General features: G+C 65.0%; 20 protein-coding genes. 6 read left to right on the plus strand and 14 right to left on the minus strand.

The genetic code is table 11. From position 1 onward, the window contains the following. Nucleotides 1-217 precede the first annotated feature (217 nt). Nucleotides 218-2,269 (minus strand): TonB-dependent receptor, encoded by a 2,052-nt coding sequence (locus tag AC25MA_RS13745; RefSeq protein ID WP_486972107.1) that lies wholly within the window; start codon nt 2,267-2,269, stop codon nt 218-220. A 369-nt stretch (nt 2,270-2,638) separates the two neighbouring features. Between AC25MA_RS13745 and AC25MA_RS13750 the strand changes: the two genes are divergently transcribed. Both AC25MA_RS13750 and AC25MA_RS13755 read left to right on the plus strand, forming a co-directional pair. After that, nucleotides 2,639-2,860: a VF530 family protein gene (locus tag AC25MA_RS13750; protein WP_028690109.1), complete on the plus strand. Its 222-nt coding sequence runs from the start codon at nt 2,639-2,641 to the stop codon at nt 2,858-2,860. Next, nucleotides 2,860-3,486, plus strand: coding sequence for a Pr6Pr family membrane protein (locus AC25MA_RS13755; protein ID WP_028690108.1), 627 nt, complete (start codon nt 2,860-2,862; stop codon nt 3,484-3,486). The genes AC25MA_RS13750 and AC25MA_RS13755 overlap by 1 nt, the downstream gene beginning before the upstream one ends. 170 nt (nt 3,487-3,656) lie before the next feature. Here AC25MA_RS13755 and AC25MA_RS13760 read toward each other — a convergent pair whose 3' ends face one another. From AC25MA_RS13760 to AC25MA_RS13770, 3 genes are all read right to left on the minus strand, one after another. Then, the gene (locus tag AC25MA_RS13760) at nt 3,657-4,418 is read right to left on the minus strand and encodes a siderophore-interacting protein (RefSeq protein WP_028690107.1); all 762 of its coding nucleotides are present in this window, start codon (nt 4,416-4,418) and stop codon (nt 3,657-3,659) included. Continuing rightward, nucleotides 4,415-4,948, minus strand: a complete 534-nt coding sequence (locus AC25MA_RS13765; protein WP_028690106.1) for a PadR family transcriptional regulator — start codon at nt 4,946-4,948, stop codon at nt 4,415-4,417. The genes AC25MA_RS13760 and AC25MA_RS13765 overlap by 4 nt, the downstream gene beginning before the upstream one ends. A 104-nt stretch (nt 4,949-5,052) precedes the next feature. Beyond that, nucleotides 5,053-8,172, minus strand: coding sequence for a transglycosylase domain-containing protein (locus AC25MA_RS13770; RefSeq protein ID WP_028690105.1), 3,120 nt, complete (start codon nt 8,170-8,172; stop codon nt 5,053-5,055). 424 nt (nt 8,173-8,596) lie between these two features. Here AC25MA_RS13770 and AC25MA_RS13775 point away from each other — a divergent pair, with 424 nt between their 5' ends. Then, the gene (locus AC25MA_RS13775; RefSeq protein ID WP_486972108.1) at nt 8,597-10,015 is read left to right on the plus strand and encodes an amino acid permease; all 1,419 of its coding nucleotides are present in this window, start codon (nt 8,597-8,599) and stop codon (nt 10,013-10,015) included. Nucleotides 10,016-10,076: 61 nt separating this feature from the next. On the opposite strand, the gene AC25MA_RS13780 is transcribed toward AC25MA_RS13775, so the two are convergent. Continuing rightward, nucleotides 10,077-11,696 carry an FMN-binding glutamate synthase family protein gene (locus AC25MA_RS13780; RefSeq protein ID WP_028690103.1) on the minus strand — a complete coding sequence of 540 codons (1,620 nt, stop codon included), beginning with the start codon at nt 11,694-11,696 and terminating at the stop codon, nt 10,077-10,079. Nucleotides 11,697-11,856: 160 nt separating this feature from the next. On the opposite strand from AC25MA_RS13780, the gene AC25MA_RS13785 reads away from it, so the two are divergent. Then, on the plus strand, nt 11,857-12,114 hold the full coding sequence (locus AC25MA_RS13785; RefSeq protein WP_028690102.1) for a type B 50S ribosomal protein L31: 258 nt from the start codon (nt 11,857-11,859) through the stop codon (nt 12,112-12,114). An 8-nt stretch (nt 12,115-12,122) separates the two neighbouring features. Here the strand turns inward: AC25MA_RS13785 and AC25MA_RS13790 are convergent, their stop codons facing one another. After that, complete coding sequence (locus AC25MA_RS13790; RefSeq protein WP_486972109.1) at nt 12,123-16,409, minus strand: Lhr family helicase; 4,287 nt, start codon at nt 16,407-16,409, stop codon at nt 12,123-12,125. A gap of 142 nt (nt 16,410-16,551) precedes the next feature. Between AC25MA_RS13790 and AC25MA_RS13795 the strand changes: the two genes are divergently transcribed. Continuing rightward, nucleotides 16,552-16,965 (plus strand): NUDIX hydrolase, encoded by a 414-nt coding sequence (locus tag AC25MA_RS13795; RefSeq protein WP_062363527.1) that lies wholly within the window; start codon nt 16,552-16,554, stop codon nt 16,963-16,965. Here AC25MA_RS13795 and metR read toward each other — a convergent pair. Continuing rightward, the gene (gene metR, locus AC25MA_RS13800; protein WP_028690099.1) at nt 16,949-17,866 is read right to left on the minus strand and encodes a transcriptional regulator MetR; all 918 of its coding nucleotides are present in this window, start codon (nt 17,864-17,866) and stop codon (nt 16,949-16,951) included. The two genes, AC25MA_RS13795 and metR, sit on opposite strands and share 17 nt — an antisense overlap. 197 nt (nt 17,867-18,063) lie before the next feature. On the opposite strand from metR, the gene AC25MA_RS13805 reads away from it, so the two are divergent. Then, the gene (locus AC25MA_RS13805) at nt 18,064-19,059 is read left to right on the plus strand and encodes an alpha/beta fold hydrolase (RefSeq protein ID WP_486972110.1); all 996 of its coding nucleotides are present in this window, start codon (nt 18,064-18,066) and stop codon (nt 19,057-19,059) included. 45 nt (nt 19,060-19,104) lie between these two features. Here the strand turns inward: AC25MA_RS13805 and AC25MA_RS13810 are convergent, their stop codons facing one another. The 7 genes from AC25MA_RS13810 to AC25MA_RS13840 form a co-directional block, all read right to left on the minus strand. Then, on the minus strand, nt 19,105-19,440 hold the full coding sequence (locus AC25MA_RS13810) for a GlpM family protein (protein WP_028690097.1): 336 nt from the start codon (nt 19,438-19,440) through the stop codon (nt 19,105-19,107). A gap of 28 nt (nt 19,441-19,468) precedes the next feature. Then, on the minus strand, nt 19,469-20,797 hold the full coding sequence (gene aauR, locus AC25MA_RS13815; protein WP_028690096.1) for a two-component response regulator AauR: 1,329 nt from the start codon (nt 20,795-20,797) through the stop codon (nt 19,469-19,471). After that, nucleotides 20,794-22,698: a two-component sensor histidine kinase AauS gene (aauS, locus tag AC25MA_RS13820; RefSeq protein WP_028690095.1), complete on the minus strand. Its 1,905-nt coding sequence runs from the start codon at nt 22,696-22,698 to the stop codon at nt 20,794-20,796. The genes aauR and aauS overlap by 4 nt, the downstream gene beginning before the upstream one ends. Before the next feature lie 60 nt (nt 22,699-22,758). Continuing rightward, nucleotides 22,759-23,493 carry an amino acid ABC transporter ATP-binding protein gene (locus AC25MA_RS13825; protein WP_028690094.1) on the minus strand — a complete coding sequence of 245 codons (735 nt, stop codon included), beginning with the start codon at nt 23,491-23,493 and terminating at the stop codon, nt 22,759-22,761. After that, nucleotides 23,490-24,161 (minus strand): amino acid ABC transporter permease, encoded by a 672-nt coding sequence (locus AC25MA_RS13830; protein WP_028690093.1) that lies wholly within the window; start codon nt 24,159-24,161, stop codon nt 23,490-23,492. Before AC25MA_RS13830 ends, AC25MA_RS13825 begins: the two co-directional genes overlap by 4 nt. After that, nucleotides 24,162-24,908, minus strand: a complete 747-nt coding sequence (locus AC25MA_RS13835) for an amino acid ABC transporter permease (protein ID WP_028690092.1) — start codon at nt 24,906-24,908, stop codon at nt 24,162-24,164. Nucleotides 24,909-25,055: 147 nt separating this feature from the next. Further along, on the minus strand, nt 25,056-25,973 hold the full coding sequence (locus tag AC25MA_RS13840; protein ID WP_028690091.1) for a glutamate/aspartate ABC transporter substrate-binding protein: 918 nt from the start codon (nt 25,971-25,973) through the stop codon (nt 25,056-25,058). Nucleotides 25,974-26,265 lie beyond the last annotated feature (292 nt).

Below are 26,265 nucleotides of genomic sequence, written 5' to 3' on the forward strand. Positions count from 1 at the left end.
ATCGAATGAAGCGATTCAGCTTGCGGCGGGGAGGATATAGGGGAAGTTGTAAGAAAAAAAGACAAAATGTCGCAGGGGATTGTTGCTGACGGGGTAACAGTAAGTGCGCAGGAGGCTGCTTCGTAGCCTATTCGCCGGCAAGTCGGCTCCCACCGGTACAGCGCAGTCCTGTGGGAGCCGGCTTGCCGGCGAAAGGGGCGCATAGCGCCCCTGGCAATCAGAAGCTGGTACGCAGCCCCACTTGCACACTACGCCCCGGCGCCGGCGCGATATCACGCAGGATCGAGCTGGCATAGCGCACGGTCTGGTCGGTGAGGTTCTCGCCGCGCATGAAGGCCAGCCATTCACTCTGGCCGATGTCGAAGCGATACCCCAGGCTGGCGCCGAGGGTGGTGTAGCCATCGGTGCTGGTCTCGTTGGCCGGTTTGCGATGCTGTGACGCCGCGTGCTGCACATCGACACGCGCCTGCCAGCGGTCCAGCTCCCAGACCAGGCCGCTGTTCAGGCGCAGCGGGGCGATGCGCGGCAGCGGCTCGCCGCTGTCGAGGTTCTTGGCCCGGGTGTAGTCGCCGGACAGTTCCAGGGCGAAGCTGCCGTAGCGGTTTTTCAGCAGTTGCCAGCGGTCTTGGGCCTCGATGCCGTAGAAACGTGCCCGCACGCCCTGATAGGCATACTCGGGGATATCGCCGTGGTCATGATCATGGTCGTGATCGTGGTCATGATCGTCGTGGTCGTGATGATGGCCTTCACGCAGGTTGCCGGTGCCAATCAGGCCGATGTAGTTGCGAAAATGGCTGTAGAACACGCCGACGCTGCCCTTGTGGGTGCCGTTGTCGAAGCGCAGGGCCAGGTCGGTGGAGATGGCCTTCTCCTTGTTCAGGTTCGGATCGCCGATCTCGTAGGCGCCGGTGGCCACGTGGGCACCGTTGGCGTACAGCTCGTAGAAAGTCGGCGCGCGCTCGGTGTAGCCAAGGTTGGCGGCCAGCGACCAGATCGGGTCGAGCTGGTACACCGCGCCCGAGGACAGGCTCAAGGCGTTGAAGCTGCTGGCGCTGTCGGCCCCGGCGAAGTTCTCGTTGCCCTTGGCATCCGGATCGACCCGGGTGTGTTCCAGGCGCGCGCCCAGGCTCAGGTTCAGGCGTTCGCTGGCCTGCCATTGCTCAAGCAGGAACAGCGCCAGGCTGTCGGTATCGGTGTGCGGGACAAAGGCTTCCTCGCCCAGCGCGGAGAATTCGTTGCGGCTGACCTGGGCGCCGACCACGCCCTCGACCGGGCCCAGCGGCTGGTGACGGGCCTCGATGCGCGCTTCGTAGCCTTTGTTCTTGAAGGTGGTGTGCACCTCGCCGCTTTCGATTTCGCGGTGCTGGTAGTCGGTGTAGCCGGCATCGACCTTGACCGAGCTGAACGGCCCGTCGAGGTCGCGCAGTTCCGAGGCGAAGCCGTAGTGGTCCTGCTGCATGTCCAGGCGCACGCCGGGCTCGGCCACCGAGCCGTAGTTGCTGTCGTAGCGGCTGTAGGACAGGCCGGTGTAGCCGTGATCCCAATGGTACGAACCGCCGATCGCACCGCCGTCCTGGCGACCGTCGCTGTTCTCCAGGCGGTGCTTGCCGCCGGGCTCGTCGGCATCGCGGACCTTCGAACTGCGGGCGTAGCCGGGGATGCGCAGGTCGTTGAACTGGCGGCTGTTGGCGTCCAGGTGCAGGGCGAAGGCGCCGTTGCCGGCCTCCAGCTTGCCAGCGCTGCTGCGGGTGGTGTCGGCGCCGCCGTAGCGCAGCTCGCCCGCGCCATGGATGCCGTCGATGGGCGAGTCGGGGATGCGGTTGTCGAAGGTGTTGACCACGCCGCCGATGGCGTTGCCGCCATATAGCAGGGCGGCCGGGCCGCGGACGATCTCGACCCGCTCGACGGTGACCGGGTCCAGTGGCACGGCGTGGTCGTAGGACAGCGACGAGGCGTCCAAGGCGCCGACGCCGTTGCGCAGGATACGAATACGGTCGCCGTCCAGGCCGCGGATTACCGGGCGGCTGGCACCGGGGCCGAACCAGGTGGAGGCGACGCCGGGCTGTTTGTTGAGGGTTTCACCGAGGCTGGCGTGTTGCTGTTGCAGCAGGTCGTCGCCTTCGAGGACGGTGCTGGGCGCGGCCAGTTGGGCGTTGCCCAGCGGGTTGGCAGTGATCACCTGGGGTTGCAGTTCCAAGGCCTGGCTGGAGGTGGAGGCCAGCCAGAGCGCGACGGCAAGGGGAGAGAGGTGCAGCGGCATGTGACGCATGGGGATGTGGCGTTCCTTGGCAGAATTGTTAATAGTTACTTTATAACATTTCATCACAAGCTGTTTGCCACGGGCCAGTACTTTGTGAAGTAACGTGTTTACCCTGTAGGCGATCGTCCAGCCCTGTGGGAGCGGCCTTGCGTCGCGAAAGGGCTGCGCAGCAGCCCCGGCAATTTTTGATGGTGGTTCAGAACCTGGGGCCGCTGCGCGCCCCTTTCGCGACGCAAGGCCGCTCCCACAGAGGACAGTTTCCAGCGCGACAGCGTGGCCCGAAGGGCTGGGCAGTCTCCTACAGGGCTCAGCGGTAGAGGCTGTAGATGCCACTACACTCGTGTAAGGTGCGCACCTTCCCGAACCTGGAGCACTGGCATGAGCACGGCCAATCACAACGCGCTGCACGGCAAGACCCTCGAGCAGATCCTTACCGAACTGGTGGCGCACTACCAATGGCAGGGCCTGGCCGAGCGCGTCGACATCCGCTGCTTCAAAAGCGACCCGAGCATCAAGTCGAGCCTGACCTTCCTGCGCAAGACCCCGTGGGCACGGGAAAAGGTCGAGCAGCTGTACGTGAAGCTGCAGCGCAAAGGCTGATGCCGCCCCGCCCCTGGCTGACCCTGGCGGCCGTCCTCGGCTGGACGGGTCTGGCGATCCAGTTGTACCTGGTGCTGCTGGCGCGCTGGCAGGAGCAGGCCAGCCTGATCGGCGGGCTGGTCAACCTATTCTGTTTTTTCACGGTGTTGAGCAATACGCTGGTGGCCACCGTGCTCAGCCAGGCCGCGTTCGGCCGCGAGTCGGCGGCCAGGCGCTGGTTCTTGTCACCCGCTGTGAGCTCATGCATCGCCGCGAGCATTCTGCTTGTGGCACTGGCCTACAGCCTGTTGCTGCGCCACCTTTGGCAGCCCCAGGGCTGGCAGTGGCTGGCGGACGAACTGCTGCACGATGTGATGCCGCTGGTGTTCGTCCTGTACTGGTGGCTGGAGGTGCCCAAGGGGCAATTGCGGCTCTGGCACCTGGCGGCCTGGGCGCTGTACCCGGTGTTGTATTTTGCCTTCGTGCTGCTACGCGGGCATGAGATTGGGGTCTATCCCTATCCGTTCATCGACGTGGCACGGTTGGGATATGGGCAGGTGCTGGGCAATGCCCTGATGGTGCTGGCGGGATTCTGGGGGATCGGGTTGGTATTGCTGGGGTTGGATCGCTGGCGCAGGCATTCATGAGATTGGCCATATGCAATCCCTGTAGTAGCGGCCTTGTGTCGCGAACGGGCCGCACAGCGGCCTCGGCAATTTCTGCCTTGGCGCTGAGATCCCGGGGCTGCTTTGCAGCCCTTTCCGACCGGGCCGACACCTCGGCAAGGCCGCTCCTACACGGGGTGTGCAGATTCTGATCATTCGTCGTCGGCAGTGCCGTCAGCTCGCCAGTAAGCCGCAGCCTTGAGGGCATCCTCGGGAACGCCTTTCTCCAGCAGCAGCGCCTTGGCCTGGCGGGTCAGAGCCTTCTCCAGCGCCACCCAGCCATACAACCGGCCCTGGGGCAACGCCAGGTGCTTCACCCGCTCCAGCACATCCTCCTGGTGCCGGCGCACCCAGATCACCTCGACCTGGGCCTTGCTCGTCAGCACCTGGCGCTCCTGCTCGTCCTCGATCTGGATCACCGCCAGTACCTGGCGGCCCGCCGGCAGTTCTTCCAGGCGACGGGCAATGGCCGGGATCGCCGTCTCGTCGCCGATCAGCAAGTAGCTGTCGAAGATATCCGGCACCACCATCGAGGCCCGCGGGCCGGCGATGTCCAGGGTCTGGCCGGGCGCGGCCTGGGCCGCCCAGGTGGAGGCGGGGCCATCGCCATGCAGGACGAAATCGATATCCAGCTGGTTGTTCACCAGGTCGATGCGCCGTGGCGTGTACTCGCGCATGGTCGGCCGGGCGCCGCCATCACGGCCCAGGTTGCGCGCGTCGATGGCCTGCTGCTCTTCGGGCGTGCAGGCGAACAGCAGCTTGATGTGGTCGTCCGTGCCGACACTGGTGAAACCGGTTAGCTCCGCGCCACCGAGGGTAATGCGGCGCATGCGCGGGGTGAGGTCGGTGACCCGCAGCACTTCGAGGCGGCGCTGGCGAATCTCATGGTTGACGCGATGAATGGTGTCGCTCATGGGGTGTTCTCCGTAACAAGGTTGGCCGGCCCGGAGGCGATGGCCTTGGCGGTGTCGTTGAGCAGGTTGCGCACCCGCTCGATCTCTTCGCTGGTCCAGCGGCCGCTGTGCATGTGCAGGGCGTGGCGCAGGTTGCCGACCGCTTCATGGATTTCCGGCGGCCGGTCGTGGCCGCGCAGGGCGCGCTTGCTAACCTCGATGCGCATGCGCACGCCGTCGAGGGCGACGGCCTGTTCCTGCAAGGCACTGCGGCCGGCATCGGTGATGGCGTAGAGGCGCTTGCTGCCCTGGATGGCGCCGGTGACCAGCTCGGCTTCCTCGAGATAGCTAAGTGTGGGGTAGATCACCCCGGGGCTGGGGCTGTAGCTGCCGTCGAAGAGGGTCTCGATCTGGCGGATCAGGTCGTAGCCATGGCCGGGTTGCTCGGCCAGCATCGAAAGCATCAGCAACTTCAGGTCGCCCGGGGCGAATACCCGCGGGCCACGTTCGCCGCGGCCGGGACGGCGTTCGAAGGGGTCGTGGTCGCGCATAGGGAAGGGCTCCGTCTGTTTAGATATATCGCAAGATATTACTCAAGATATATCTAAAGACAAGCCCTCAAATGCAGATGATTATCATCTGTTTTTTTGATGGTTCAGGACTGGCCTGCCACTTGTGGTGCCTTGCAGGCGGTGGGATTGCCCGGCTCCAGATACGGCATGAGAATCGGTGCCATGCCCTTGAGCACCTGCACCGGCAACGCCGAGGTGAACGTGAACGCTTCTGCCGAGCGCCCCGGGACGAACGCGGTAAGGGTGCCGAAGTGGTTGTCGCCGAGGAAGAACACGAAGGTCGCGGTGCGGTTCAGCGAACGCGAGCCGATCAACCGGCCGCCGGCGCCGAAGCTTTCGATGCGGTTGTCGCCGGTGCCGGTCTTGCCGCCCATCACCAGCGGGGTGCCGTCGTGCAGCTTGAAGCTGCCGGAGATGCGCCGCGCGGTGCCGGCGTCGACCACCTGCGACATGGCGCCCTTGAGCGCCCGGGCGACTTCCACCGGGAGAATCCGCTGGCCACGGTCCGGGTCGCTGATCAGCTGCGTTTCGTAGGGGGTGTTCTGGGCGAAGTGCAGGGTGTCGATGCGCAGCGTGGGCAGGCGCACGCCGTCGTTCTGGATGATCCCGACCAGTTCGGAGAGCGCGGCCGGACGGTCGCCGGAGCTGCCGATGGCGGTGGCCAGCGACGGTACCAGGTGGTCGAACGGGTAGCCGACGCGCTTCCAGCGCTGGTGGATATCGGTGAACGCCTCGATCTCGACCATGGTGCGGATGCGGCTGTCGCGGGCGCCCTGGTGGCGGCTCTTGAACAGCCAGCTGTAGACCTCCTGGCGCTCGAAGCGGCTAGCGTTGAGGGCGTCCTTGAGCGAGGCGCCGGGGTTCTTCAGCAGGTAGCCGAGCAGCCACAGGTCCAGCGGGTGGACTTTGGCGATGTAGCCCTGGTCAGGCAAGTCGTACTTGCCCGGGCCGTAGGCTTCGTACATCTCCACCAGGCGGCCGTCGGTGAGCTTGGCCATGGCCTTCTTGTCTTCCTTGCTGTGGGCGCGAACGAAGGCGTTGAAGGTTTCCTGGCCGGCCTCGGGGAACAGGTAGCGGTGCACCGCGGCCAAGCGCTGCGGGGTTACCCGCATGCTGTCGAGGAAGGTGTCCAGGCGCTGCTGCGAGGTCTTGCGCTGGTACTTCTTCCAGAAACGCATGGTGTAGTTGGAGCCTTCGCGGTCGGCGAAGCGCGCCAGGTATTCCTGGCGGCGCGGATCGCTGTCGTCCCTGAGCAGTGGTTCGCGGTTGAACGGCTGCTGATAGGTGACGTAGCGCACGATGTCGCGCATCAGGCGGATGAACGGCAGGTTGATCGACTCGCGCAGGGCATCCTTGAGCGTGGGGTTGCGATTGTTGTCTTCCTTGCGGAAGTTGTTGAACACATGCATGCCGCCACCGGTAAAGAAGGCCTCGCCGGTGTTGGCCGAGTACTTGCGCTCGAGCGCCGCGTCGAGCATGGCATCCAGGCCTTGGTTCTTGCTGTTCTGCATCAGCCATTCCAGCGACCACTGGGTGATGCGGTCGAGCTCGGCCACCGGGACCTTCTTCAGCTCGGCCGCCGGCTTGCCGGCATACTTGTCGTGCAGCTCGGCGATGATTTCCAGGTAGGTGGTCAGCACCCGCAGCTTGGCGGTGGAGCCCAGTTCGAGCTTGCTGCCTTCATTGATGTCGAAGGGCTGGTTGGTGCTGTCGGTCTGCACCCGTACCCGCGAACCGTCGGCGGTACGTTCGAACAGGGTAAAGCTGTAGCTCACCTGGTCGGTGGTCTTGGCCGTGAGCAGGCGTTCGCCGATCAGGCCCATCTGCGCGGCGAATACCGGGTCGGCGAGGTTTTTCAGGTACTGGCTGACCTGCACCTGCAGGTCGGCCTGCAGGGTGCTGGTGGCCGACAGATCGAGGCGGTCGAGGTCGTAAAGCGGCCGGTTGAGCATGGCTGCCAGGCGGTTGCGGGCCAGGCTGATGCCTTTGTTGGTGATAATCGGCACGATGGTCGGCTGGGCCACCCAGTCGCGGTACACCGCCTTGCTGGCCAGGGCGGCGTCGGCCAGGGCACGCTCGATGATGCCGTTGGCGGCGAGTACACGGATGTGCGAATCGGTGAGCTCGGCCAGTTCGATGCGACCCTTGGACAGGTAATGCGAAGGGCGGCGCTGGGCGATCATCAGCGACAGCACCTGGCGCAGGGCCAAGCCGCGTTCGGCCATGCTTTTTTCGTCGCTGGCGGTGGAGGTGAGGGCCTGGTTGACCTGGTCGAAGTCGGCGCCGTACCACACCCGCAGGCCTTCGGCCATGCCGTGCACCTCGCCGTGGCCGGGTACCGCCGACAGCGGCACGCTGTTGAGGTAGTCGCGCACGATGCGCTCGCGAGCCTCGGTGGTGTCGGGGCCGCCCTGGTAGGCACGCACGCTGGCGGAAATCATCTGGCGGATCTTCTCGGCGCCTGAGACGGTCAGCCCGTCCGGCGAGTGGCGGTATTTCTCCAATTGGGTGGCCAGGGTGCTGCCGCCGGCTGACTGCCCGGGCAGGGCCAGGTACTTGGCCACCTGGCTATAGGCGGCCTTGGCGAAGCGTGGCCAGTCCACCGCTGGGTTGTTCTGCGGGTCTTTCGGGTCGAGCAGGTCGCGGTTCTCGATGAACAGCAGGCTGTTGACCATCACCGGCGGGATCGCCGCAAAGTTCGGGTACAGGTGCTGCGGGTAGTTGTATTGATAGAGCATGTCGCCGCGGCAGTCGGTGATCGACAGGCCAGCCTGGATCTTCTCCACATAGGGGACGAACAGGCCGTGATCGACGTAGTTCATCAGCGCCGGGGAGAAACGCACCTGCTGGTTGATCAGGTAGTCGCGCTTGAGCAGTCGCGGCAGGAATTCGCCCAGGGCGCTGTAGCCCAGGCGCCTGTCGAACGGACCCTCGCCCGGGTAGACGATGGCATCGCTCGGGCCGGGCTCAAGGGCGTAGGTGAGGGTACCGGCCAGGCGGCTGAACTCACGCGATTGCAGGCGCGAGGTCTGGAATTCGTCATAGGCGGCAAGGCCCACCGCGACCAGGCCGATCAACAGGATGAGCAGGATCAGGCGCCACCACAGGCGGCGCTGACGTGGGGTCTTGGGCAAGGGGGCTTCAGCCTGAGGTGCTTTGGGTGCTTCCGTTCTGGTTGGTTCCGATTGCCACAGTGCGCCCATAGTCTTGAGTCCGGCCAGGTGTTTTCGCGTTGCTTGTCTGAAGCTTAGACGCTGGCCAAGTTTGGTGAAAAATTTGTAAGAAGCTTCGAGCGATAGCGTATGAACATGCGCCTTTGGTGCGACTTCCATTCTTCGGCAATGTTGTTAATGTAGCTGCCCAATTCCTGTGCATGGGTGGAGCGAGGCCAGAATGCCCCTCCGGTTAAGGGCTTTTTGCCGAGAATTCTCGCCAAATATCCCGTTTTATATAGTGAAAAGCCCTGCAATTGGCTTCCTATACTGCTCGCCCCCTTCGACCCGCCGGCGCCCCGCGTCCGGTGGACAGGCCGCCCACAACGCGGCCTGGCGAGACGACGCCCCGCCTATCGGCGTGGTCGGTGCTGCACGAAGGTCAAATCCAATAACAAAATGAGGTTGTATTGCTATGCCAGTCGGCAACCATCCTGCCCACGACGCGTCCGTCCAGGGCGGCCCGCTCAAGCGCGAGCTGGGCGAACGGCACATCCGTCTGATGGCCCTTGGCGCCTGTATCGGCGTCGGCCTGTTCCTGGGATCGGCCAAGGCCATCGAAATGGCCGGCCCCGCCATCATGCTCTCCTACATCATTGGTGGCCTGGCCATCCTGGTGATCATGCGCGCCCTCGGCGAGATGGCCGTGCACAACCCGGTGGCAGGCTCCTTCAGCCGCTACGCGCAAGACTACCTCGGCCCCCTGGCGGGCTTCCTCACCGGCTGGAACTATTGGTTCCTGTGGCTGGTGACCTGCGTCGCCGAGATCACCGCGGTGGCCATCTACATGGGCATCTGGTTCCCCGATGTGCCGCGCTGGATCTGGGCGCTGATGGCCCTGGGCAGCATGGGCGCGATCAACCTGATTGCGGTCAAGGCGTTCGGCGAGTTCGAGTTCTGGTTTGCCCTGATCAAGATCGTCACCATCATCGCCATGGTGCTCGGCGGTATTGGCATCATCGCCTTCGGTTTCGGTAACGACGGCGTGGCCATGGGTATCTCCAACCTGTGGCGCAACGGCGGCTTCATGCCCAATGGCGTAACCGGCGTGCTGATGTCGCTGCAGATGGTGATGTTCGCCTACCTGGGCGTGGAAATGATCGGCCTGACCGCCGGCGAAGCGCGCAACCCGCAGAAGACCATCCCCCAGGCCATTGGCTCGGTGTTCTGGCGCATCCTGCTGTTCTATGTGGGCGCGCTGTTCGTGATCCTGTCGATCTATCCGTGGAACGAGATCGGCAGCCAGGGCAGCCCGTTCGTGATGACCTTCGAGCGCCTCGGCATCAAGACCGCCGCCGGCATCATCAACTTCGTGGTGATCACCGCCGCGCTGTCGTCGTGCAACGGCGGTATCTTCAGCACCGGGCGCATGCTCTACAGCCTGGCGCAGAACGGCCAGGCCCCGTCCACTTTCGCCCGTACCTCGAAGAGCGGCGTGCCGCGCAACGCGCTGCTGCTGTCGATCGCCGCGCTGCTGCTGGGCGTGCTGGCCAACTACCTGGTGCCGGAGAAGGTGTTTGTCTGGGTGACCTCGATCGCCACTTTCGGCGCGATCTGGACCTGGGTGATGATCCTGCTGGCGCAACTGAAGTTCCGCGCCGGGCTGAGTACCGCCGAGCGCAACGCGCTGAAATACCGCATGTGGCTGTGGCCGTTGAGTTCGTACCTGGCGCTGGCGTTCCTGGTACTGGTGGTGGGGCTGATGGCGTACTTCCCGGATACCCGCGTGGCCTTGTACATCGGTCCGGCATTCCTGGTGCTGCTGACGGCGCTGTACTACACCTTCCGTCTGGCGCCGAAAGAGGCCCAAGGCGTGGCGAGTACCGCCTCCTGATGAACAAAGCCCCGGCCAGTGCCGGGGCTTTGTTTTTGTATGGCCCTCATCGCGTGGCCGATCAGGCCGCCACCTCGCTATGCGGCTCGAAACTGTCGGCCCGGGCCAACTGCCACATCCGCGAATAAAACTGCCCATTGACCTCGCCGGTGAGCAGTTCGCCCGGCTTGAGGAACACGTGCATCTGCGAGAACAGCTTGATCTCGGTGGCCGAGATGCGCCGCACCAGGTGCTTGGCCTCCAATTGCGCCGGATGTTCCAGGCCCGCCGCGGCGAGCATCTCGGCCAGGGCGCGCAGGGTGTTGTGGTGGAAGTTCAGCACCCGCTGGGCCTTGTCCGGCACCACCAGCGCACGCTGGCGCAGGGCGTCCTGGGTGGCCACGCCGGTCGGGCACTTGTTGGTGTGGCAGCTCTGCGACTGGATGCAGCCGATGGCGAACATGAAACCGCGCGCCGAGTTGGCCCAGTCGGCGCCGATGGCCAGCACGCTGGCGATGTCGAAGGCGCTGACGATCTTGCCGCTGGCGCCGAGCTTGATCTTGTCGCGCAGGTTCAGGCCGACCAGGGTGTTGTGCACGAACAGCAGGCCCTCGCGCAGCGGCACGCCGATATGGTCGGTGAACTCCACCGGGGCGGCGCCGGTGCCGCCTTCCTTGCCGTCGACGACGATGAAGTCGGGCAGGATGCCGGTCTCCAGCATGGCCTTGGCGATGCCCATGAATTCCCATGGATGGCCCAGGCAGAACTTGAAGCCCACCGGCTTGCCGCCGGACAGCTCACGCAGCTGGGCGATGAACTGCATCATCTCGATCGGGGTCGAGAAGGCGCTGTGGCGTGATGGCGAGATGCAGTCCTCGCCCATCATGACGCCACGGGTCTCGGCGATTTCCCGGGTCACCTTGTGCTTGGGCAGGATGCCGCCATGGCCGGGCTTGGCGCCCTGGCTCATCTTGATTTCGATCATCCGCACCTGCGGGTTCTGCGCCTGGACGGCGAAGCGCTCGGGGTCGAAGCGGCCGTCCGCGGTGCGGCAGCCGAAGTAGCCGCTGCCCAGTTCCCAGACCAGGTCGCCGCCATGTTCGCGGTGGTAGGGGCTGATGCTGCCTTCGCCGGTGTCGTGGTGGAAATTGCCCAGCTTGGCGCCCTGGTTGAGGGCCCGGATGGCGTTGGCGCTGAGCGAGCCGAAGCTCATGGCCGAGATGTTGAAGATCGACGCCGAGTACGGCTGGGTGCACTGCGGGCCGCCGACGCTGACGCGAAAGCTCGCCGGGTCGGCCAACGGCGCGGGGCGCATGGAGTGGCCGATGAACTCGAAGCCCGACTCGTAGACGTCGATCAAGGTACCGAAGGGTTTGTCCGAGGCTTCGTTCTTGGCCCGGGCGTAGACCAGTGAGCGCTGGGCGCGGGAGAAGGGCAGCGCGTCGCTGTCGGATTCCAGCAGGTACTGGCGGATCTCCGGGCGGATGCCCTCGACCAGGTAGCGGATGTTGCCCAGGATCGGGTAGTTGCGACGGACCGCGTGGCGTTGCTGGAGCAGGTCGAACACGCCAATCAGGCTGAGTACCCCGGTGGTCAGGGTGAACGGCCACAACCAGTCGTGGGCGAGGAACGGCAGGCTGGCGAGGGTGAACAGCACGCAGGCGGCGAAGAAGGCGTAACGGCTGAGGAGTGACAGGCTCATACGGTGTCCTTGCGAATGGCTCGGTCAGGCTCAGGGGCCTGGGGCAAACCCCGACCATAGCCCGTTTGGGCGCTGGGGGAAAAATGAAAATTGGAGTATCGAAAATCATTCGCGATGAGATATGTTATAAAGTAACCATGACTTACAGGAGATTGCCCCCATGAAAGCTGGTATCCACCCTGCCTATCGCCCCGTGCTGTTCCACGACACTGCCGCCGATGTGTTCTTCCTGATCGGCTCGACCGTCGAGACCGACCGCACCCAGGTGCACAGCGATGGGCAGACCTATCCGTACGTGGCGCTGGATGTCTCCAGTGCCTCGCATCCGGTGTACACCGGGCAGCAGCGCAAGACCACGGTCGAAGGGCGGGTGGCCGGGTTCAACAAGCGCTTCGCCGGTTTCCAGGCCAAGCGTTGATCGCGTAGTCAAACAGACGGTGCGTCGCGCAACAGATACTGGCGCCATTGTGCCTGTTCGGTGGCTGGCGCATCGACAAGAAACTGGTACTTGCCCGCCACCCGGGTGGCCGCCGCGACACCCTCCCGGTACAGGACGCGGTTGCCCGCCACCGCCGGTACCTTGGCCCCAGGCAACAAGGTACCCACCAGGTTCAACGGATCGCAGCCGCTGACCACCACCAGCTCGCCTTGCGGTGAGCGCCTGCGTACCTGGCGCAATAGCCCCACCGCTTCGGGCAAGGCGAACTGCTCCCCCGCCAGCCCGGCGATAAAGCGCCCGCCACGGATCTCGCCGCGGGCCTCGAGGCGGTGGTAGCAGCGCAACAGGTCGCGCCACGGCGGCAGCACATCGCTCTCGCGCTCCAGCAGGCGCCAGCAGACGACGCCATAGCGGCGCAGCAGGCTGCGGGCGACATGCTCCAGGCGCTTGCCTGCATCCACCGCAACGCTCGAACGGCGCAGCAGCGCCCAGCGTCCGGCGTGGACCATGCTGCTCGACAGCGCCGGATGGCCGCGGCGGCTGTTACGCGAAGCGCGCTTGGCCGCCGGAGTGATCAGGCTGCGCAGGCCGCTGAAAGCATCGGCGCTGGCCAAGCCCGATCCGACCAGCTCCTGCAGGGCCGACTCCAGCTCGCTGGGTAGCAGATGAGCTTCGTGGGCCAGCTCATCGAAGAACAAGGCGCCTTGTTCCTGCAGCGTCTGCAACACCCGCCGTGCGCGTGCACCCAGTTGTTCGAGGTCCGGAGTGGGCGCCAGGCTGCGCCACAGTCCCAGGTGCTCGCGGGGCAGCAGCACCAGCGGCGTGCTGGCCAGGGTGCTGGCTGACAGCGTGGACGCCAGCCGGCTCCAGGCCCACTGGCCACTGCGACAGGCGTCGTCCAGCCAGTGCGGGCTGTAGCCCTTGATCCGTGCCGGCAACAGGTCGCTTTCCCAGGCCCCGGCGGCGGCTGGGAAACCTTGCAGTTGGGCGAGCACTTCGCCCAGCGCCTGCGGCCCGCGCAGGCGTGTTTCGCCGCCCAGGTGCTGCCAGTCGAACAAAAACCTCATGAAGTCCTGCAGGCTGACCGGCTCGATTTCCTGGCGCAGGCGCTTGACCGTGTAGCGGTGGATGCGTGCCAGTAGATGCCGCTCGCACCACTGCGGGCCGGTCTGGCCTGGGCTGAAGTGGCCACGCATCACATAGCCTTCGCCTTCCAGGCGGGCCAGGGCCTGTTCGGCATTACCCGCTGCCTGTGCAAGCGGATCGATGAGCTCGGGCAAGGTTAGCGGCCCGAAGCCACTGAGTCGGGCGCGCAGCAACTCGACCAGGGCCGTGTCGAGGTCCCATACATCGGCGAAACCCGGCAGCACCGCAACGTCCGGGGCCGGGCGTGCCTCGGGATACAGGATCCGCATCGCTTGCAGGCGCTCGCGGGCGAACCACAGGCGTCGCTCCCCAACATCCAGATGACAGGCACGCCCTGCCTTGGCCAGCTGCAACAGCAGCTGCGACCAACCGTGATTGACCTCGACTTCAGGTTGGGCAATGGCACCCAGGCTCATCAGCGCCTCATGCATTTCGTCAGCGTTGCTTGCCTGTGGCCAGGCCTCGGCCTGTACCGCGGCGATGGCATCGCCGTCCAGCGCACCCAGGTCGTCGGCGCTGTGCACCTCGTTCCAGCGTCGGTTGAGCACGGCCTGGGTACGCCGTTCCTCCAAGGGCGCGTCATCGAGGAAGGTATAGGGCCGAGCGTTGAGGATGGCGGATGCCAGCGGCGACGGGGCCGACAGGTCGCGACTGAGCAGGCGCACCTCGTCGTTTTCCATGCGCCGCAACAACGCCAGCCAGCCCTCGCTGTCCATGGCCTCGTGCAGGCAGTCGTCGAGGGTCTGTTGCACCAGCGGGTGATCGGGGATCTGGCGTTCGCCGACAATGTTCTCCAGGCAGGCGATCTGGTCGGGGAACACTGCGGCAACCAAGTCCTCGCCCTTCATTCGCTGGATCTGCGGCGCCACCTTGCGTCCGCCCACATAGCGCGGCAACGCCAGGGCCACCGCCGCATTCCTGCGCCAGCGCACGCCGAACAGCGGCGCATCGAGCAGGGCCTGGACCAGGATCGACTCCGCGGTGCGGCTGTGCAGGTAGCGCCACACTTCGTCCAGCGCGAAGCTGTGGCTAGTGGACAGCGACAGCACGATGGCGTCCTCGCTGGCCGCCGCCTGCAGCTCGAAATTGAACGTACGGCAGAAGCGCTTGCGCAGGGCCAGGCCCCAGGCCCGGTTGACCCGGCTGCCGAAGGGCGAGTGGATGATCAGCTGGGTACCGCCGGACTCGTCGAAGAAGCGCTCCATGACCAGTGTCTGCTGCGAAGGCAGGGCGCCCAGCACCTGCCAGGTGCGGCCCAGGTAGTCGAGCAGTTGCGCGGCGCAGGCTTCATCCAGGGCATAGGTCGCTTGCAGCCAGGCGCGCATCTGCGGACCATCGCTGGTCTGCAATTGCTGGTCGATCCGCTGCTGCAGGCGGGCCACCGCGGCGGACAGCTCGTCACTGCGCCCCGGCGCCTCCCCCAGCCAGAACGGGATGGTCGGCGGCAGGCCGTGGGCGTCTTCGACCCGCACTCGGCCAGGTTCGACCCGCAGGATGCGATAGGAGGCGTTGCCCAGCTGGAAGATATCGCCGGCGATGCTCTCCACCGCGAAGTCTTCGTTGACGCTGCCGATGTTCAGCGCCTGGGGTTCGAGCAGCACGGCATAGTCGGCGGTTTCGGGGATGGTGCCGCCGCTGGTCAGGGCGGTCAGCTGGCTGCCGCGCCGCCCACGCAGGGTGTGGTTCAGCGCATCACGGTGCAGGTAGGCGCTGCGGATGCCCTGGCGACCGTTGAAGCCCTCGGCAAGCATGCGCAGCAGGGCCTGGTAGTGGCCTTCGTCGAGCAGGGCGTAGGGACTGGCTCGGCGCAGCAGGTCGAACAGCGCCCGTTCTTCCCACGGTTGGTTGCCGACCTCGGCGATGATCTGCTGGGCCAGTACATCCAGTGGCGCCGCCGGGATGTGCAGTTCGTCCAGCTCGCCCTGGCGCACGCAGTCGAGCAGGGCGACACACTCGATCAAATCGTCCCGTGAGGTGGGAAACAGGCGCCCCTTGGGCACGCCGTCGACCTGGTGGCCGGAACGTCCGACTCGCTGCAGGAAGGCGGCGATCGAACCCGGCGAGGCAATCTGGCAGACCAGGTCGACCTCACCGATATCGATTCCCAGCTCCAGCGAGGCGGTGGCCACCAGCACCTGCAGTTCGCCGCCCTTGAGGCGCTGCTCGGCGGCCAGGCGATGCTCCTTGGCCAGGCTGCCGTGGTGCGCTGCCACCGCGTGGTTGCCCAGGCGCTCGCCAAGGTGCCGGGTCAGGCGCTCGGCCAGGCGCCGGGTGTTGACGAACACCAGGGTGGTGCGGTGCTCGCGGGCGAGGGTGGCGAGGCGGTCGTAGACCAGGTCCCAGACATCCGTGGCCATCACCGCGCCCAGCGGCACGGGTGGCACTTCCAGGGCCAGGTCACGATGGCGGGCATGGCCGATATCGACGATGGCGCAGGGACGTTCCTGCCCGACCAGGAAACGCGCCACGCGCTCCACTGGGCGCTGCGTGGCGGACAGGCCGATGCGCCGCAGCGGCCGGCCAGTCAGGGCCTGCAGACGCTCAAGGGTCAGCGCCAGGTGGCAACCGCGCTTGTTGCCGGCCAGCGCGTGGATCTCGTCGACGATCACCGTGTGCACGTTGGCCAGCCCCTCGCGGCCCGAGGCCGAGCCCATCAGCACATAGAGTGATTCCGGCGTGGTCACCAGGATATGCGGCGCCAGCTTGCGCATGGCCGCGCGCTCCTTCTGCGGGGTATCGCCGGTGCGTACGGCGGTGGTGATGCGCGGGGCTTTGAGACCAGACTGTTCGAGTTGCCCGCCGATGCCTGCGAGCGGCGCGTCGAGGTTCAAGCGGATGTCATTGGACAGCGCCTTGAGCGGTGAGACGTAGACGACCAGGGTCTGCGCCGGCAGTTCGCCGCCTTGCGCCAGGCCCTGGCGAAACAGCTCGTCGAGCACGGCGAGGAAGGCGCTGAGGGTCTTGCCCGAGCCGGTCGGGGCGGCCAGCAGCATCGACTGGCCACCGTGGATCAACGGCCAGGCGCCGGCCTGGGCCTCGGTGACCGTGGCGAATCGCTGGTGGAACCAGGTGGCGACGGCGGGGAGGAACAGGCCGAGCACCGGGTGTTGCGGGGCAGGGAGGTTCATGGGTTGGTTATGGCGGGTTGCCGGCGACTTGGCAAGGGGCCGTTCGTCCGCCTGTTCCGGAGTTGCCGATTACGCGTGGGCTTGCCCCGCGATAGGGCCTGGTCAGGTATTCTGCGGCCCTTCATCTGCTCGTGAGTCCAGTATGTCCAACACCATCCGTATCGCCGCCGCTCTGCTCATCGACCTGCAAGGCCGCACCCTGCTGGTCCGCAAACGCGGCACCCAGGCGTTCATGCAGCCCGGCGGCAAGATCGATGCGGGCGAGTCGCCGGCCCAGGCGCTGGTGCGCGAGCTGCACGAGGAGCTGGGCTTGTGCGTCGATCCGGCCCAGGCCTTTCACTTGGGCCGTTTCAGTGCCCCGGCCGCCAACGAACCGGGCTTCGAAGTGCAGGCCGAGTTGTTTCGCGTCCAATGCGTCGAGACGGTAAGCCCGGCGGCGGAAATCGAAGAGGTGACCTGGCTGTCCGCCGACCAGGCCACGGACCTGGATCTGGCCCCTCTGACTCGCGACCTGATCCTGCCGCTGTGGCGCGAAGGCCTCAACGTACCGCGCTGACCCCGTCCAGGGTGGCGAACGAGGTGTCCTTGGCGGTCAGCAGGAAGTCGCGCATGTATGGCGCATCGAGCATGTCGGTGCGCACTGCGGCGTAGAGCGTGGCGAACAACCCTTTCTCGCCCAGGCGCTTGCCCTTCACGTAGCCCCGCGAGCTGTACTCGTGCAGCGCCCAGTGCGGCATGCCGCACACGCCGCGGCCGCTGGCCACCAGTTGCATCATCATCACCGTCAGCTCCGAGGTGCGCACCGCCGCCGGCTCGATGTCGGCCGGCTCCAGGAAACGGGTGAAGATGTCCAGGCGGTCGCGCTCCACTGGGTAGGTGATCAGGGTCTGATCGAGCAGGTCCTGGGGCACGATGAACGGCTTGCTGGCCAGCGCATGCTGGTTGGCCACGGCGAGCATGGCCTCATAGGTGAATAGCGGCACGTAGGTGATGCCGGCCAGGTCCACGGGGTCGGAGGTCACCACCAGGTCCAGGTCGCCACGGGCCAGGGCCGGCAGCGGGGCGAAGGCGAAGCCCGAGGCCAGGTCCAGTTCCACCTCCGGCCAGGCGTCGCGGAACTGGTCGATGGTCGGCATCAGCCATTGGAAGCAGCTGTGGCACTCGATGGCCATGTGCAGGCGTCCGGCGGTGCCGCCGGCCAGGCGGGCGATATCGCGTTCGGCGCCGCGCAGCAGCGGCAGGGTGGCGTCGGCCAGTTGCAGCAGGCGCAGGCCGGCGCTGGTGAAGCGGATGGGCTTGGTCTTGCGCACGAACAGCGGCAGGCCCAGGCGCTCTTCCAACTCCTTGAACTGGTGTGACAGCGCTGACTGGGTCAGGTGCAGGCGCTCGGCGGCCTCCACAAGGCTGTCGGCTTCGCGTAGGGCATGAAGGGTTTTCAGGTGGCGGATTTCCAGCACGACGGCTCCGTGAGCATTCTTTGAACTAAAACGAGTTGGCGTTGAGTTTCCCTCATGTTGCACTGTGCTGTCGACAACCGGATATACACGACCGCTCGGCCGGGTTCACGAAACTGTCACGGTTTTGTGGCAGCGCGCCCGAACGGATTTCATCAGACTCGCGCTCTACTGGGGATCTGCATTCTGGTGTTTCTTTCATGCGGGTTTTACTGCTTTTCTTCTTGCTGCTGGTCAGCGTGCCGGCGAGTTTCGCCGAGGGTCGCTGCGACGTCCATGTGCCGGTGCAACGGGCCGAAATGGGTGAACTGAGCCTGGTCTACCAGAGCGTCGGCGCGCCCCGTGACCCGGCGCTGTTGCTGGTCATGGGCCTGGGCGGGCAGTTGATCCACTGGCCGGACGATGTGGTCGAGGCCTTGTGTCGCCAGGGTTTCAGGGTGATCCGCTACGACAACCGCGATGTCGGCCTGTCGCGCTGGAACCAACTGCCTGCCTCGGCCAACCTGACCGTCGAACTGCTGCGCTACAAGCTGGGGCTGCCGGTGTCGGCGCCTTATACCCTCACCGACATGGCCGGTGACGGTTTGCGCCTGATGGATGCCCTGGGGATCCGTCAGTTTCATGTGCTGGGGGTGAGCATGGGCGGCATGATCGCGCAGCACCTGGCGGCGATGGCCCCGGAGCGGGTGAGCAGCCTGACCCTGGTGATGTCCAGTTCGGGCGCTGCCGGCCTGCCGGCGCCGGATCCGGCTTTGGTGCAGTTGCTGGCGCGGCGCAGTGCGCCGAGCCGCGAGGTGGCCATCGAGCAGCAGGCCGATCTGCTGGCGGCACTGGGCAGCCCCGAGGTGCGGGATGACCGTGCCGCGCTGCTGGAACAAGCTGCCGTGGCCTATGACCGGGCGTTCAATCCGGAAGGGGCCAAACGCCAGATCATGGCGATCCTTGCCGAACCCAGCCGGGTCGAACTGCTCAATCAATTGCGGGTGCCGACGCTGGTGGTGCACGGCACCGCCGATCCCTTGTTGCCAGTGATGCACGGGGTGCATCTGGCGGCGCATATCCAGGGTAGCCAGTTGCGGCTGATTCCTGGGCTGGCGCATCGCTTTCAGGAGCCGTTCAAGGCGCCGTTGTTGGGGGCGGTTCTACCCTACCTGCAGGCGCATCGACAGGATGTCACGCATATTGCCCGGCTTTAAAGGCTCTCGCGGCAGGCCCGCTTCCAGCATCGTTTCGCGATAGGTTCAATGCATCCTTACCCAAACGCTCACCAGCACCGTCGCCGCCATCAGCCAGGCCACAGTGGCCAGCACCAGCGAAGCTTCCAGGCGCAGGCGATCGACCAGCACGTAGAGCGTCGCCAGATAGACGAAGTAGGGAATGATCGACCACATGCCGAACAGGATGGTGGCCTTCAGGTCTTCCAGCGACCGCCCCTTGCCGACGATATAGTGGGCGATCAGGGCAAAGGTGGGAAACAGCGGCACCAAGCCGGCAATGTAATAGTTGCGGGTCTTCGACAGGATTGCCAGGAGCACCACCACCCCGGCGCCCAGGGCCGCTTTGAATACCAGGTCCACGTTTTCATTCCAGGATTGGGGTTGCCGATCAGCCGAGGCCGTACTTCTTCACTTTGTCGAACAGCGTGGTCTTGGCCATGCCCAGCTCCAAGCTGGCCTGGCTGAGGTTGCCGCCGGTGCGCTGCAGGGCGTCGCTGAGCAGGTTGCGTTCGAACGCTTCCACCGCCTCGGCAAAACCCAGGCCCTGGCTGGCGCCGCCGCTTGGGCCCTTCTTGAATGCGGGCAGCCCCAGGGCATGGCGCTCGGCGACGTTGCGCAGCTCGCGCACGTTGCCCGGCCAGTCGTGAGCCATCAGCCGCGACAGGGTCTGGCTGTCTAGCGCTGGCGCTTCGCGGTCGAAGCGCAGGGCAGATTGCTGCAGGAAGTGCTCGAACAGTTGCAGGATGTCTTCGCGACGCTCACGCAGTGGTGGCAGCTCCAGGGTAACGACGTTGAGCCGGTAGTACAGGTCGCTGCGGAACTGGCCGCTCTGGCCCAGGGTGGCGAGGTCGGACTTGGTAGCGGCGATCACCCGGCAGTCCACCGGGATGCTCTGGTTCGAGCCCAGGCGCTCCAGGGTGCGCTCCTGCAGCACGCGCAGCAGCTTGATCTGCAGGTTGATCGGCATGCTCTCCACCTCGTCGAGGAAAAGCGTGCCGCCATTGGCGTGCTCGATCTTGCCGATGCGACGCTTGCCGGCACCGGTGAAGGCGTTGGCCTCGTGGCCGAAGATCTCGCTTTCGAACAGGTTCTCCGGCAGGCCGCCGCAGTTCAGCGCCACGAACGGCTGGCCCTGGCGCCGGCTGAAGTCGTGCAGGCAGCGGGCGACCAGCTCCTTGCCGGTGCCGGTCTCGCCTTCGATCAGCACGTTGGCCGAGGTGTCGGCGACGTTGGCGATCAGTTCGCGCAGTTGCTCCATGGCCGGCGAGCGGCCGATGATACGCCCTTCCAGGCTGCTCTGTTCGGCCAGTTGGCGGCGCAGGGCGAATACCTCGCGAGACAGGCCGCGCTGTTCCAGTGCCCGGCGCACCACCTCGACCAGACGCTCCGGCGAGAAGGGTTTCTCCATGAAGTCGTAGGCGCCGTTGCGCATGGCGCCGACCGCCATGTCGATGTCGCCGTGGCCGGTGATCAGCACCACCGGCAGGCTGCGGTCGCGGGCCTTGAGGCGGTTGAGTAGCTCCAGGCCATCGATGCCCGGCAGGCGGATATCGCTGACGACGATGCCGGCAAAGTCGTCGCCGATGCGCTCCAGGGCCTGCTCGGCGCTGCCGACGCCTTCGCAGGCGATGTCTTCCAGGGCCAGCGCCTGCTGGCAGCCGAGCAGCACGTGCGGGTCGTCTTCGACGATCAGGACGGTGAGAGGTGCTTGTTTCATAGAGGCTCAGCCAATTCGCTAGGGGGCGTGACCAGAGGCAGGGCAAGCACGAACGCGGTGCCGCCACCGGCGGGATGTTCGACGCTCAGTGTACCCTTGGCGGCGGTGGCCAGGCTCGCCGACAGGGTCAGGCCCAGGCCCAGGCCATGCTCGCCCGGTTTGGTGGTGAAGAAAGGTTCGAACAGGTGCTTGCGCGCCTCGGCATCGATGCCGTGGCCGTTGTCGAGCACCCGCAGGCGATACTTGTCGCCCTGCGTCTCGCCTTCGAGCCACAGTTGCGGCAGGGGTTGGGTGGCCATGGCGTCGAGGGCGTTGCCGATCAGGTTGACCAGGATCTGTTCCAGCCGGGTCTGGTCGATGGCCAGCAGTTGATCGTCGAACTGTCGGTGCAGTTGCAGGTGGCAGGCGCTGATGCGGTTGGCCAGCACCTGCAAGGTAGCCTCCACCGCCTTTTCTAGCGAGGCCTGGCCGCTGTCGTCGCCACGTCGGGCGAACGAGCGCAGGCTGGCGGTGATGCGGCCCATGCGGTCGATCAGGTCGTTCATGGTGCGCAGGTTGGCGCTGGCGGTTTCCAGCGCGCCGCGTTCGAGGAAGCGCACGGTGTTGCCGGACAGGGTGCGCAAGGCCGCCAGCGGCTGGTTCAACTCATGGGCAATGCTGGTGGACATCTGCCCGATGGCCGCCAGCTTGCCGGCCTGAACCAGTTCGTCCTGGGCGTGGCGCAGGGTCTGCTCGGCGTGGCGGCGCTCGCGGATCTGGCCCTTGAGCCGTTCGTTGCTGGCGCGCAGGTCGGCGGTGCGCTCGGTGATCTTGCGTTCCAGCTGGCTGTTGGCCTCTTCCAGGGCCTCGCGGGCGGCCAGGCGGGTGGCGATCACCTTGCGCCGCTCGTTCCAGGCGATGGCCAGGATCGCCAGCAGGGCGAAGGCCACGCCCACCAGGATGCCCTGCATCATCGATTCGCGGCGCAGGTCCTGCAGCGGGGTGAGCAGGGTGAAATGCCAGGGGGTGTCGACCAGGCGGCGGGTCTGGGCCAGGTAGGACACTTCACGTTGCTTGCCCTGGTCGGTCTCGCTGTTGGCCGGGAAGGTGAGCTTTTCCACGCCGTCGGCCAGGGTTTCGCGGGCCAGCGGTTGCAGTTCGTTGAGCGGCCACCAGTAGTATTGCAGGCTGCGCGCGAGGCGCTCCTTGATCTGCGGGGTGAGCGGGCGTACTGATTTCAGGCGCCGGGCCGGGTCGCTGGAGAGAATGATGATGCCGTTCTCGTCGCTGACAAAGGCCTCCAGACGGGCACGCTGCCAGCGCTCCTCAAGGGTGTCCAGGCGAACTTTGATCACCGCCACGCCGATGATCTTGCCGTGTTCCTCCAACCCGTGTGCCAGGTAGTAGCCGGCCTCGCCGGTGGTGCTGCCGATGCCGTAGAAGCGCCCCGGCTCGCCGCGCACGGCGACCTGGAAGTAGGCGCGAAACGCCAGGTCCTCGCCGAGGAAGGAGTCGGCGTCGCGCCAGTTGCTGGTGGCCTGGACCCTGCCGTTGGTGTCGAGGACGAAGATCGCCCGGCTGCGGCTGCGCCGGTTCAGGCCCTCGAGGTATTCGTTGACGGCCTGACGGTCACCGGCCTCGGGGTCGGTGAGCAGGCGCGAGACGCTGTCTTCCAACTCCAGCAGGCTGGGCAGGTAGGTGTACTTGCTGATTTCGCTTTCGACGGTACGGGCGTGCAGCTCCAGCTGGCGCTCGCCGTTCTCGCTGAGGGTGCGGATGCCGTTGCTCTCGCTGATCAAGAAGCCAACGAAGCCCAGCCCAACCATCAGTAGAATGACCAGGGGCGGGAGGAGCAGTTGGCGGATCAGACGGGATTTCACGGCAGGCTGGGCAGGGCGAAGGAGCGAGGGGTCGCATTTCATCACAGTGGCCTTGTCACCACCAGCATCCGCTGCCCGGCAGCGCCGGGCAGCAGTGCCTGCTTAGTGTTGCAGGATCTTGCTGAGGAAGTGTTGAGTGCGTTCGTGGCGGCCTTCGGGGTTGCCGAAGAAGTCTTCCTTCTGGCAATCCTCGATGATGTGGCCCTTGTCCATGAAGATCACTCGGTTGGCGACCTTGCGCGCAAAGCCCATCTCATGGGTCACGCACATCATGGTCATGCCTTCGTGGGCCAGCTCGACCATCACGTCGAGCACTTCGTTGACCATCTCCGGGTCCAGCGCCGAGGTCGGTTCGTCGAACAGCATGACGATCGGGTCCATCGACAGGGCGCGAGCGATCGCCACGCGCTGCTGCTGGCCACCGGACAGCTGGCCGGGATGCTTCTTGGCGTGGGCGCCGAGGCCTACGCGGTCGAGCAGGGCCAGGCCTTTCTTGGTGGCTTCCGCCTCGCTGCGGCCGAGCACCTTGCGCTGGGCGATGGTCAGGTTCTCGGTGATCGACAGGTGAGGGAACAGCTCGAAGTGCTGGAACACCATGCCCACCCGCGAACGCAGCTTGGGCAGGTTGGTCTTCGGGTCGGCGATGGAGGTCCCGTCGACCACGATGTCGCCCTTCTGGAAGGGTTCCAGTGCGTTGACGCACTTGATCAGGGTCGACTTGCCCGAGCCGGACGGGCCGCACACGACCACCACTTCCCCCTTCTTGACCTCGGTGCTGCAGTCGGTCAGCACCTGGAAGTCCCCGTACCACTTGTTGACGTTCTTGATGGAAATCATACGGCGATCCTTTTTTGCAGGCGCTTGACCAACCAGGAAGCGGAGAAGCTGATGAGGAAGTAGACGACACCGGCGAAGATCAGGAACTCATGGGAGCGCCCGATGATGTCGCCGTTGGAGCGGGCCGAGTTGAGGAAATCGATCAGGCCGACGGTGTAGACCAGCGAGGTGTCCTGGAACAGGATGATGCTCTGTTGCAAAAGCAGCGGGGTCATCTTGCGAAACGCCTGGGGCAGGATGATCAGGCGCATGCACTGGCCGTAGCTCATGCCCAGCGCCTGCGCGGCGCCCATCTGGCCCTTGGAGATCGACTGCACGCCGGCGCGGACGATTTCGCAGAAGTAGGCCGCCTCGAACATCATGAAGGCCACGACGCAGGAGGTGAAGGCGCCCACCGGGGTGTCTTCGCCGGTGATCCAGCGCAGCACGAACGGCACCGCCAGGTAGAACCAGGTGATCACCAGCAGCAGCGGGATGGAGCGGAAGTAGTTGACGTAGGCGCCAGCGATATTAGCTAGCAGCTTGTTCGACGACAGGCGCATCAGGGCAAGGATGGTACCCAGGGCAATACCGCCGACCACGCCCATGACCATCAGTTGCAGGGTCAGGACCATGCCGTCCCAGAGGGCGGGCAGGGCCGGGATGATTTCACTGAAATCCATGTCCATTTACTTGCCTCCCACGGAAATCAGGCCCGGTACCGCGACTTTCTTCTCGACCATGCGCATGAGCAGCATCAGGCCCATGTTCAGGGTGAAGTAGATCAGGGTGGCCAGGGTGAATGCTTCGAACAGGTTCGCGGAGAACTCGGCAGTCTGCTTGGTCTGCGCCAGCAGTTCCATCAGGCCGATCAGCGAGGCCACCGAGGAGTTCTTGAACACGTTCAAAAATTCCGAGGTGAGCGGCGGAATAATGATCCGGTAGGCCTGGGGCAGCAGCACGTTCATGTAGATCTGCGGGAGGCTGAAGCCCATCGCGCGCCCGGCCGACTCCTGGCCGCGGGGCAGCGCCTGGATGCCGGTGCGCACCTGCTCGCAGACACGGGCGGCGGTGAACAGGCCGAGGCAGATGACCACGCTGATCAGTGCCGAGGTGGTCGGGTTGAGGTCCTGCTTGAACCATTCCTGCAGGCCTTCTGGCAGCAAGTCCGGCACCAGGAAGTACCAGATGAACAGTTGCACCAGCAGCGGCACGTTGCGGAACAGTTCGACGTAGGCGGTGGCGATCCCTGACACCAGACGGTTGGGTACGGTACGCATCACGCCGAGCAGCGAGCCCAGCAGCAAGGCGATGATCCAGGCGGAGATGGCGATGGCGATGGTCCAGCCCAGACCGCTGATGTACCAGTCCAGATAGGTTTCGCTGCCCACGCCAGTGGACTTGAAGAACACGCCCCAGTCCCAGTTGTAATTCATCGGGATTTCCCCTCAGACGGTTGTTTCACGGGCACCTCGATACATCCGGGGGCGTTCGACGCCCTCGGATGTAAAGGTTAGACACTAACTAAGTGGCCTGTTGGATGGATTCGCGCGGAGGCGCTTCAGGCCACTATTTGCCGGAGGTCAGGACTTCTTCTCGTCCGCCGCCTTGTCGGTCGGCTCGGCGATCAGCTTCTTCAGCTCGTCGCTCATCGGGAACTGCAGGTTCAGGCCCTTTGGCGGGATCGGCTGCTGGAACCACTTGTCGTAGCTCTTGTTGACTTCACCCGACTTGAAGTAGGCGACGATGGCCTCGTCGACCGCTTTCTTGAAGGCCGGGTCGTCCTTGCGCACCATGCAGCCGTAGATTTCGTACGACTGTGGCGTGCCGGTGATGACCCAGTCGGCAGGCTTCTTGGCCTTGGCCATTTCACCGGCCAGCAGGGCGTCGTCCATCATGAAGGCCACGGCGCGGCCGCTTTCGAGCATGTTGAAGGCTTCACCGTGGTCCTTGGCGGAGATCACGTTCATCTTCATCTGCTTGTCGGCGTTCATCGCCTTGAGGATGCGCTCGGAGGTGGTGCCGGCGGTGGTCACCACGTTCTTGCCGGCCAGGTCGGCAAAGTCTTTATAGGATGGCTGGCCATCCTTGACCTTGGTCAGCAGGCGGGTGCCGACTTCGAAGATGCCCACCGAGAAGCCGACCTGCTGCTGGCGCTCGACGTTGTTGGTGGTGGAACCGCACTCAAGGTCCACGGTGCCGTTCTGCACCAGCGGGATGCGGGTCTGCGAGGTGACCAGGTTGTACTTGATCTTGATGTCGGTGCCCAGTTGCTTCTTCAGGGCGTCGACGACGGCCAGCTGGATGTCGTGGGAGTAGCCTACCGGTGCGGTGCTGCCGGCCAGGTAGGAGAACGGGATGGAGGAGTCGCGATGGCCCAGGGTGATGGTGCCGGAGTCCTTGATCTTCTTCAGGGTGCCGGTCAGTTCTTCGGCCATGACCGGCGACGAAATGACTGCTGCCGCGATGGCGGCGCCCAGCAATTGACGAACGATGCGCATCAAATTTTCCTCGACGTGTTTGTTTTTTTTATGGAGCCGTTGGCGGACTCTTTCGTTCAACGAATACAGCATGAAGCGTGGTGCATTCGGCTTCCAAGTGTAGAGCATGAGTCGTGCCAAGCTCTGATGTCGATCATAACGCCGCGAAAATGCTGGGGATTAATGTTTTTTGATGCCTTTACGACAGTATGTGTCGTACGGATTTCCGAAAGGATGGGGCGTGGCGCATTCGGAAATCCGAACGAATGGCTGCGCGCAGATGCATCAGTCAGATGCATTGGGGCCGCAAAGC

Source organism: Pseudomonas sp. P65(2024) (genome assembly GCF_057480955.1).

Coding starts and splice junctions, on each gene's coding strand:
- AC25MA_RS13840 (WP_028690091.1), bottom strand. CDS start 25,973: ATGCGCATCGTTCGTCAATTGCTGGGCGCCGCCATCGCGGCAGCAGTC.
- AC25MA_RS13835 (WP_028690092.1), bottom strand. CDS start 24,908: ATGAATTACAACTGGGACTGGGGCGTGTTCTTCAAGTCCACTGGCGTG.
- AC25MA_RS13760 (WP_028690107.1), bottom strand. CDS start 4,418: ATGAGCGACACCATTCATCGCGTCAACCATGAGATTCGCCAGCGCCGC.
- AC25MA_RS13790 (WP_486972109.1), bottom strand. CDS start 16,409: ATGAACCTCCCTGCCCCGCAACACCCGGTGCTCGGCCTGTTCCTCCCC.
- AC25MA_RS13765 (WP_028690106.1), bottom strand. CDS start 4,948: ATGCGCGACCACGACCCCTTCGAACGCCGTCCCGGCCGCGGCGAACGT.
- AC25MA_RS13780 (WP_028690103.1), bottom strand. CDS start 11,696: ATGAGCCTGTCACTCCTCAGCCGTTACGCCTTCTTCGCCGCCTGCGTG.
- AC25MA_RS13745 (WP_486972107.1), bottom strand. CDS start 2,269: ATGCGTCACATGCCGCTGCACCTCTCTCCCCTTGCCGTCGCGCTCTGG.
- AC25MA_RS13775 (WP_486972108.1), top strand. CDS start 8,597: ATGCCAGTCGGCAACCATCCTGCCCACGACGCGTCCGTCCAGGGCGGC.
- AC25MA_RS13805 (WP_486972110.1), top strand. CDS start 18,064: ATGCGGGTTTTACTGCTTTTCTTCTTGCTGCTGGTCAGCGTGCCGGCG.
- AC25MA_RS13830 (WP_028690093.1), bottom strand. CDS start 24,161: ATGGACATGGATTTCAGTGAAATCATCCCGGCCCTGCCCGCCCTCTGG.
- AC25MA_RS13750 (WP_028690109.1), top strand. CDS start 2,639: ATGAGCACGGCCAATCACAACGCGCTGCACGGCAAGACCCTCGAGCAG.
- AC25MA_RS13825 (WP_028690094.1), bottom strand. CDS start 23,493: ATGATTTCCATCAAGAACGTCAACAAGTGGTACGGGGACTTCCAGGTG.
- AC25MA_RS13785 (WP_028690102.1), top strand. CDS start 11,857: ATGAAAGCTGGTATCCACCCTGCCTATCGCCCCGTGCTGTTCCACGAC.
- aauR (WP_028690096.1), bottom strand. CDS start 20,797: ATGAAACAAGCACCTCTCACCGTCCTGATCGTCGAAGACGACCCGCAC.
- AC25MA_RS13755 (WP_028690108.1), top strand. CDS start 2,860: ATGCCGCCCCGCCCCTGGCTGACCCTGGCGGCCGTCCTCGGCTGGACG.
- AC25MA_RS13795 (WP_062363527.1), top strand. CDS start 16,552: ATGTCCAACACCATCCGTATCGCCGCCGCTCTGCTCATCGACCTGCAA.
- aauS (WP_028690095.1), bottom strand. CDS start 22,698: ATGAAATGCGACCCCTCGCTCCTTCGCCCTGCCCAGCCTGCCGTGAAA.
- AC25MA_RS13770 (WP_028690105.1), bottom strand. CDS start 8,172: ATGGGCGCACTGTGGCAATCGGAACCAACCAGAACGGAAGCACCCAAA.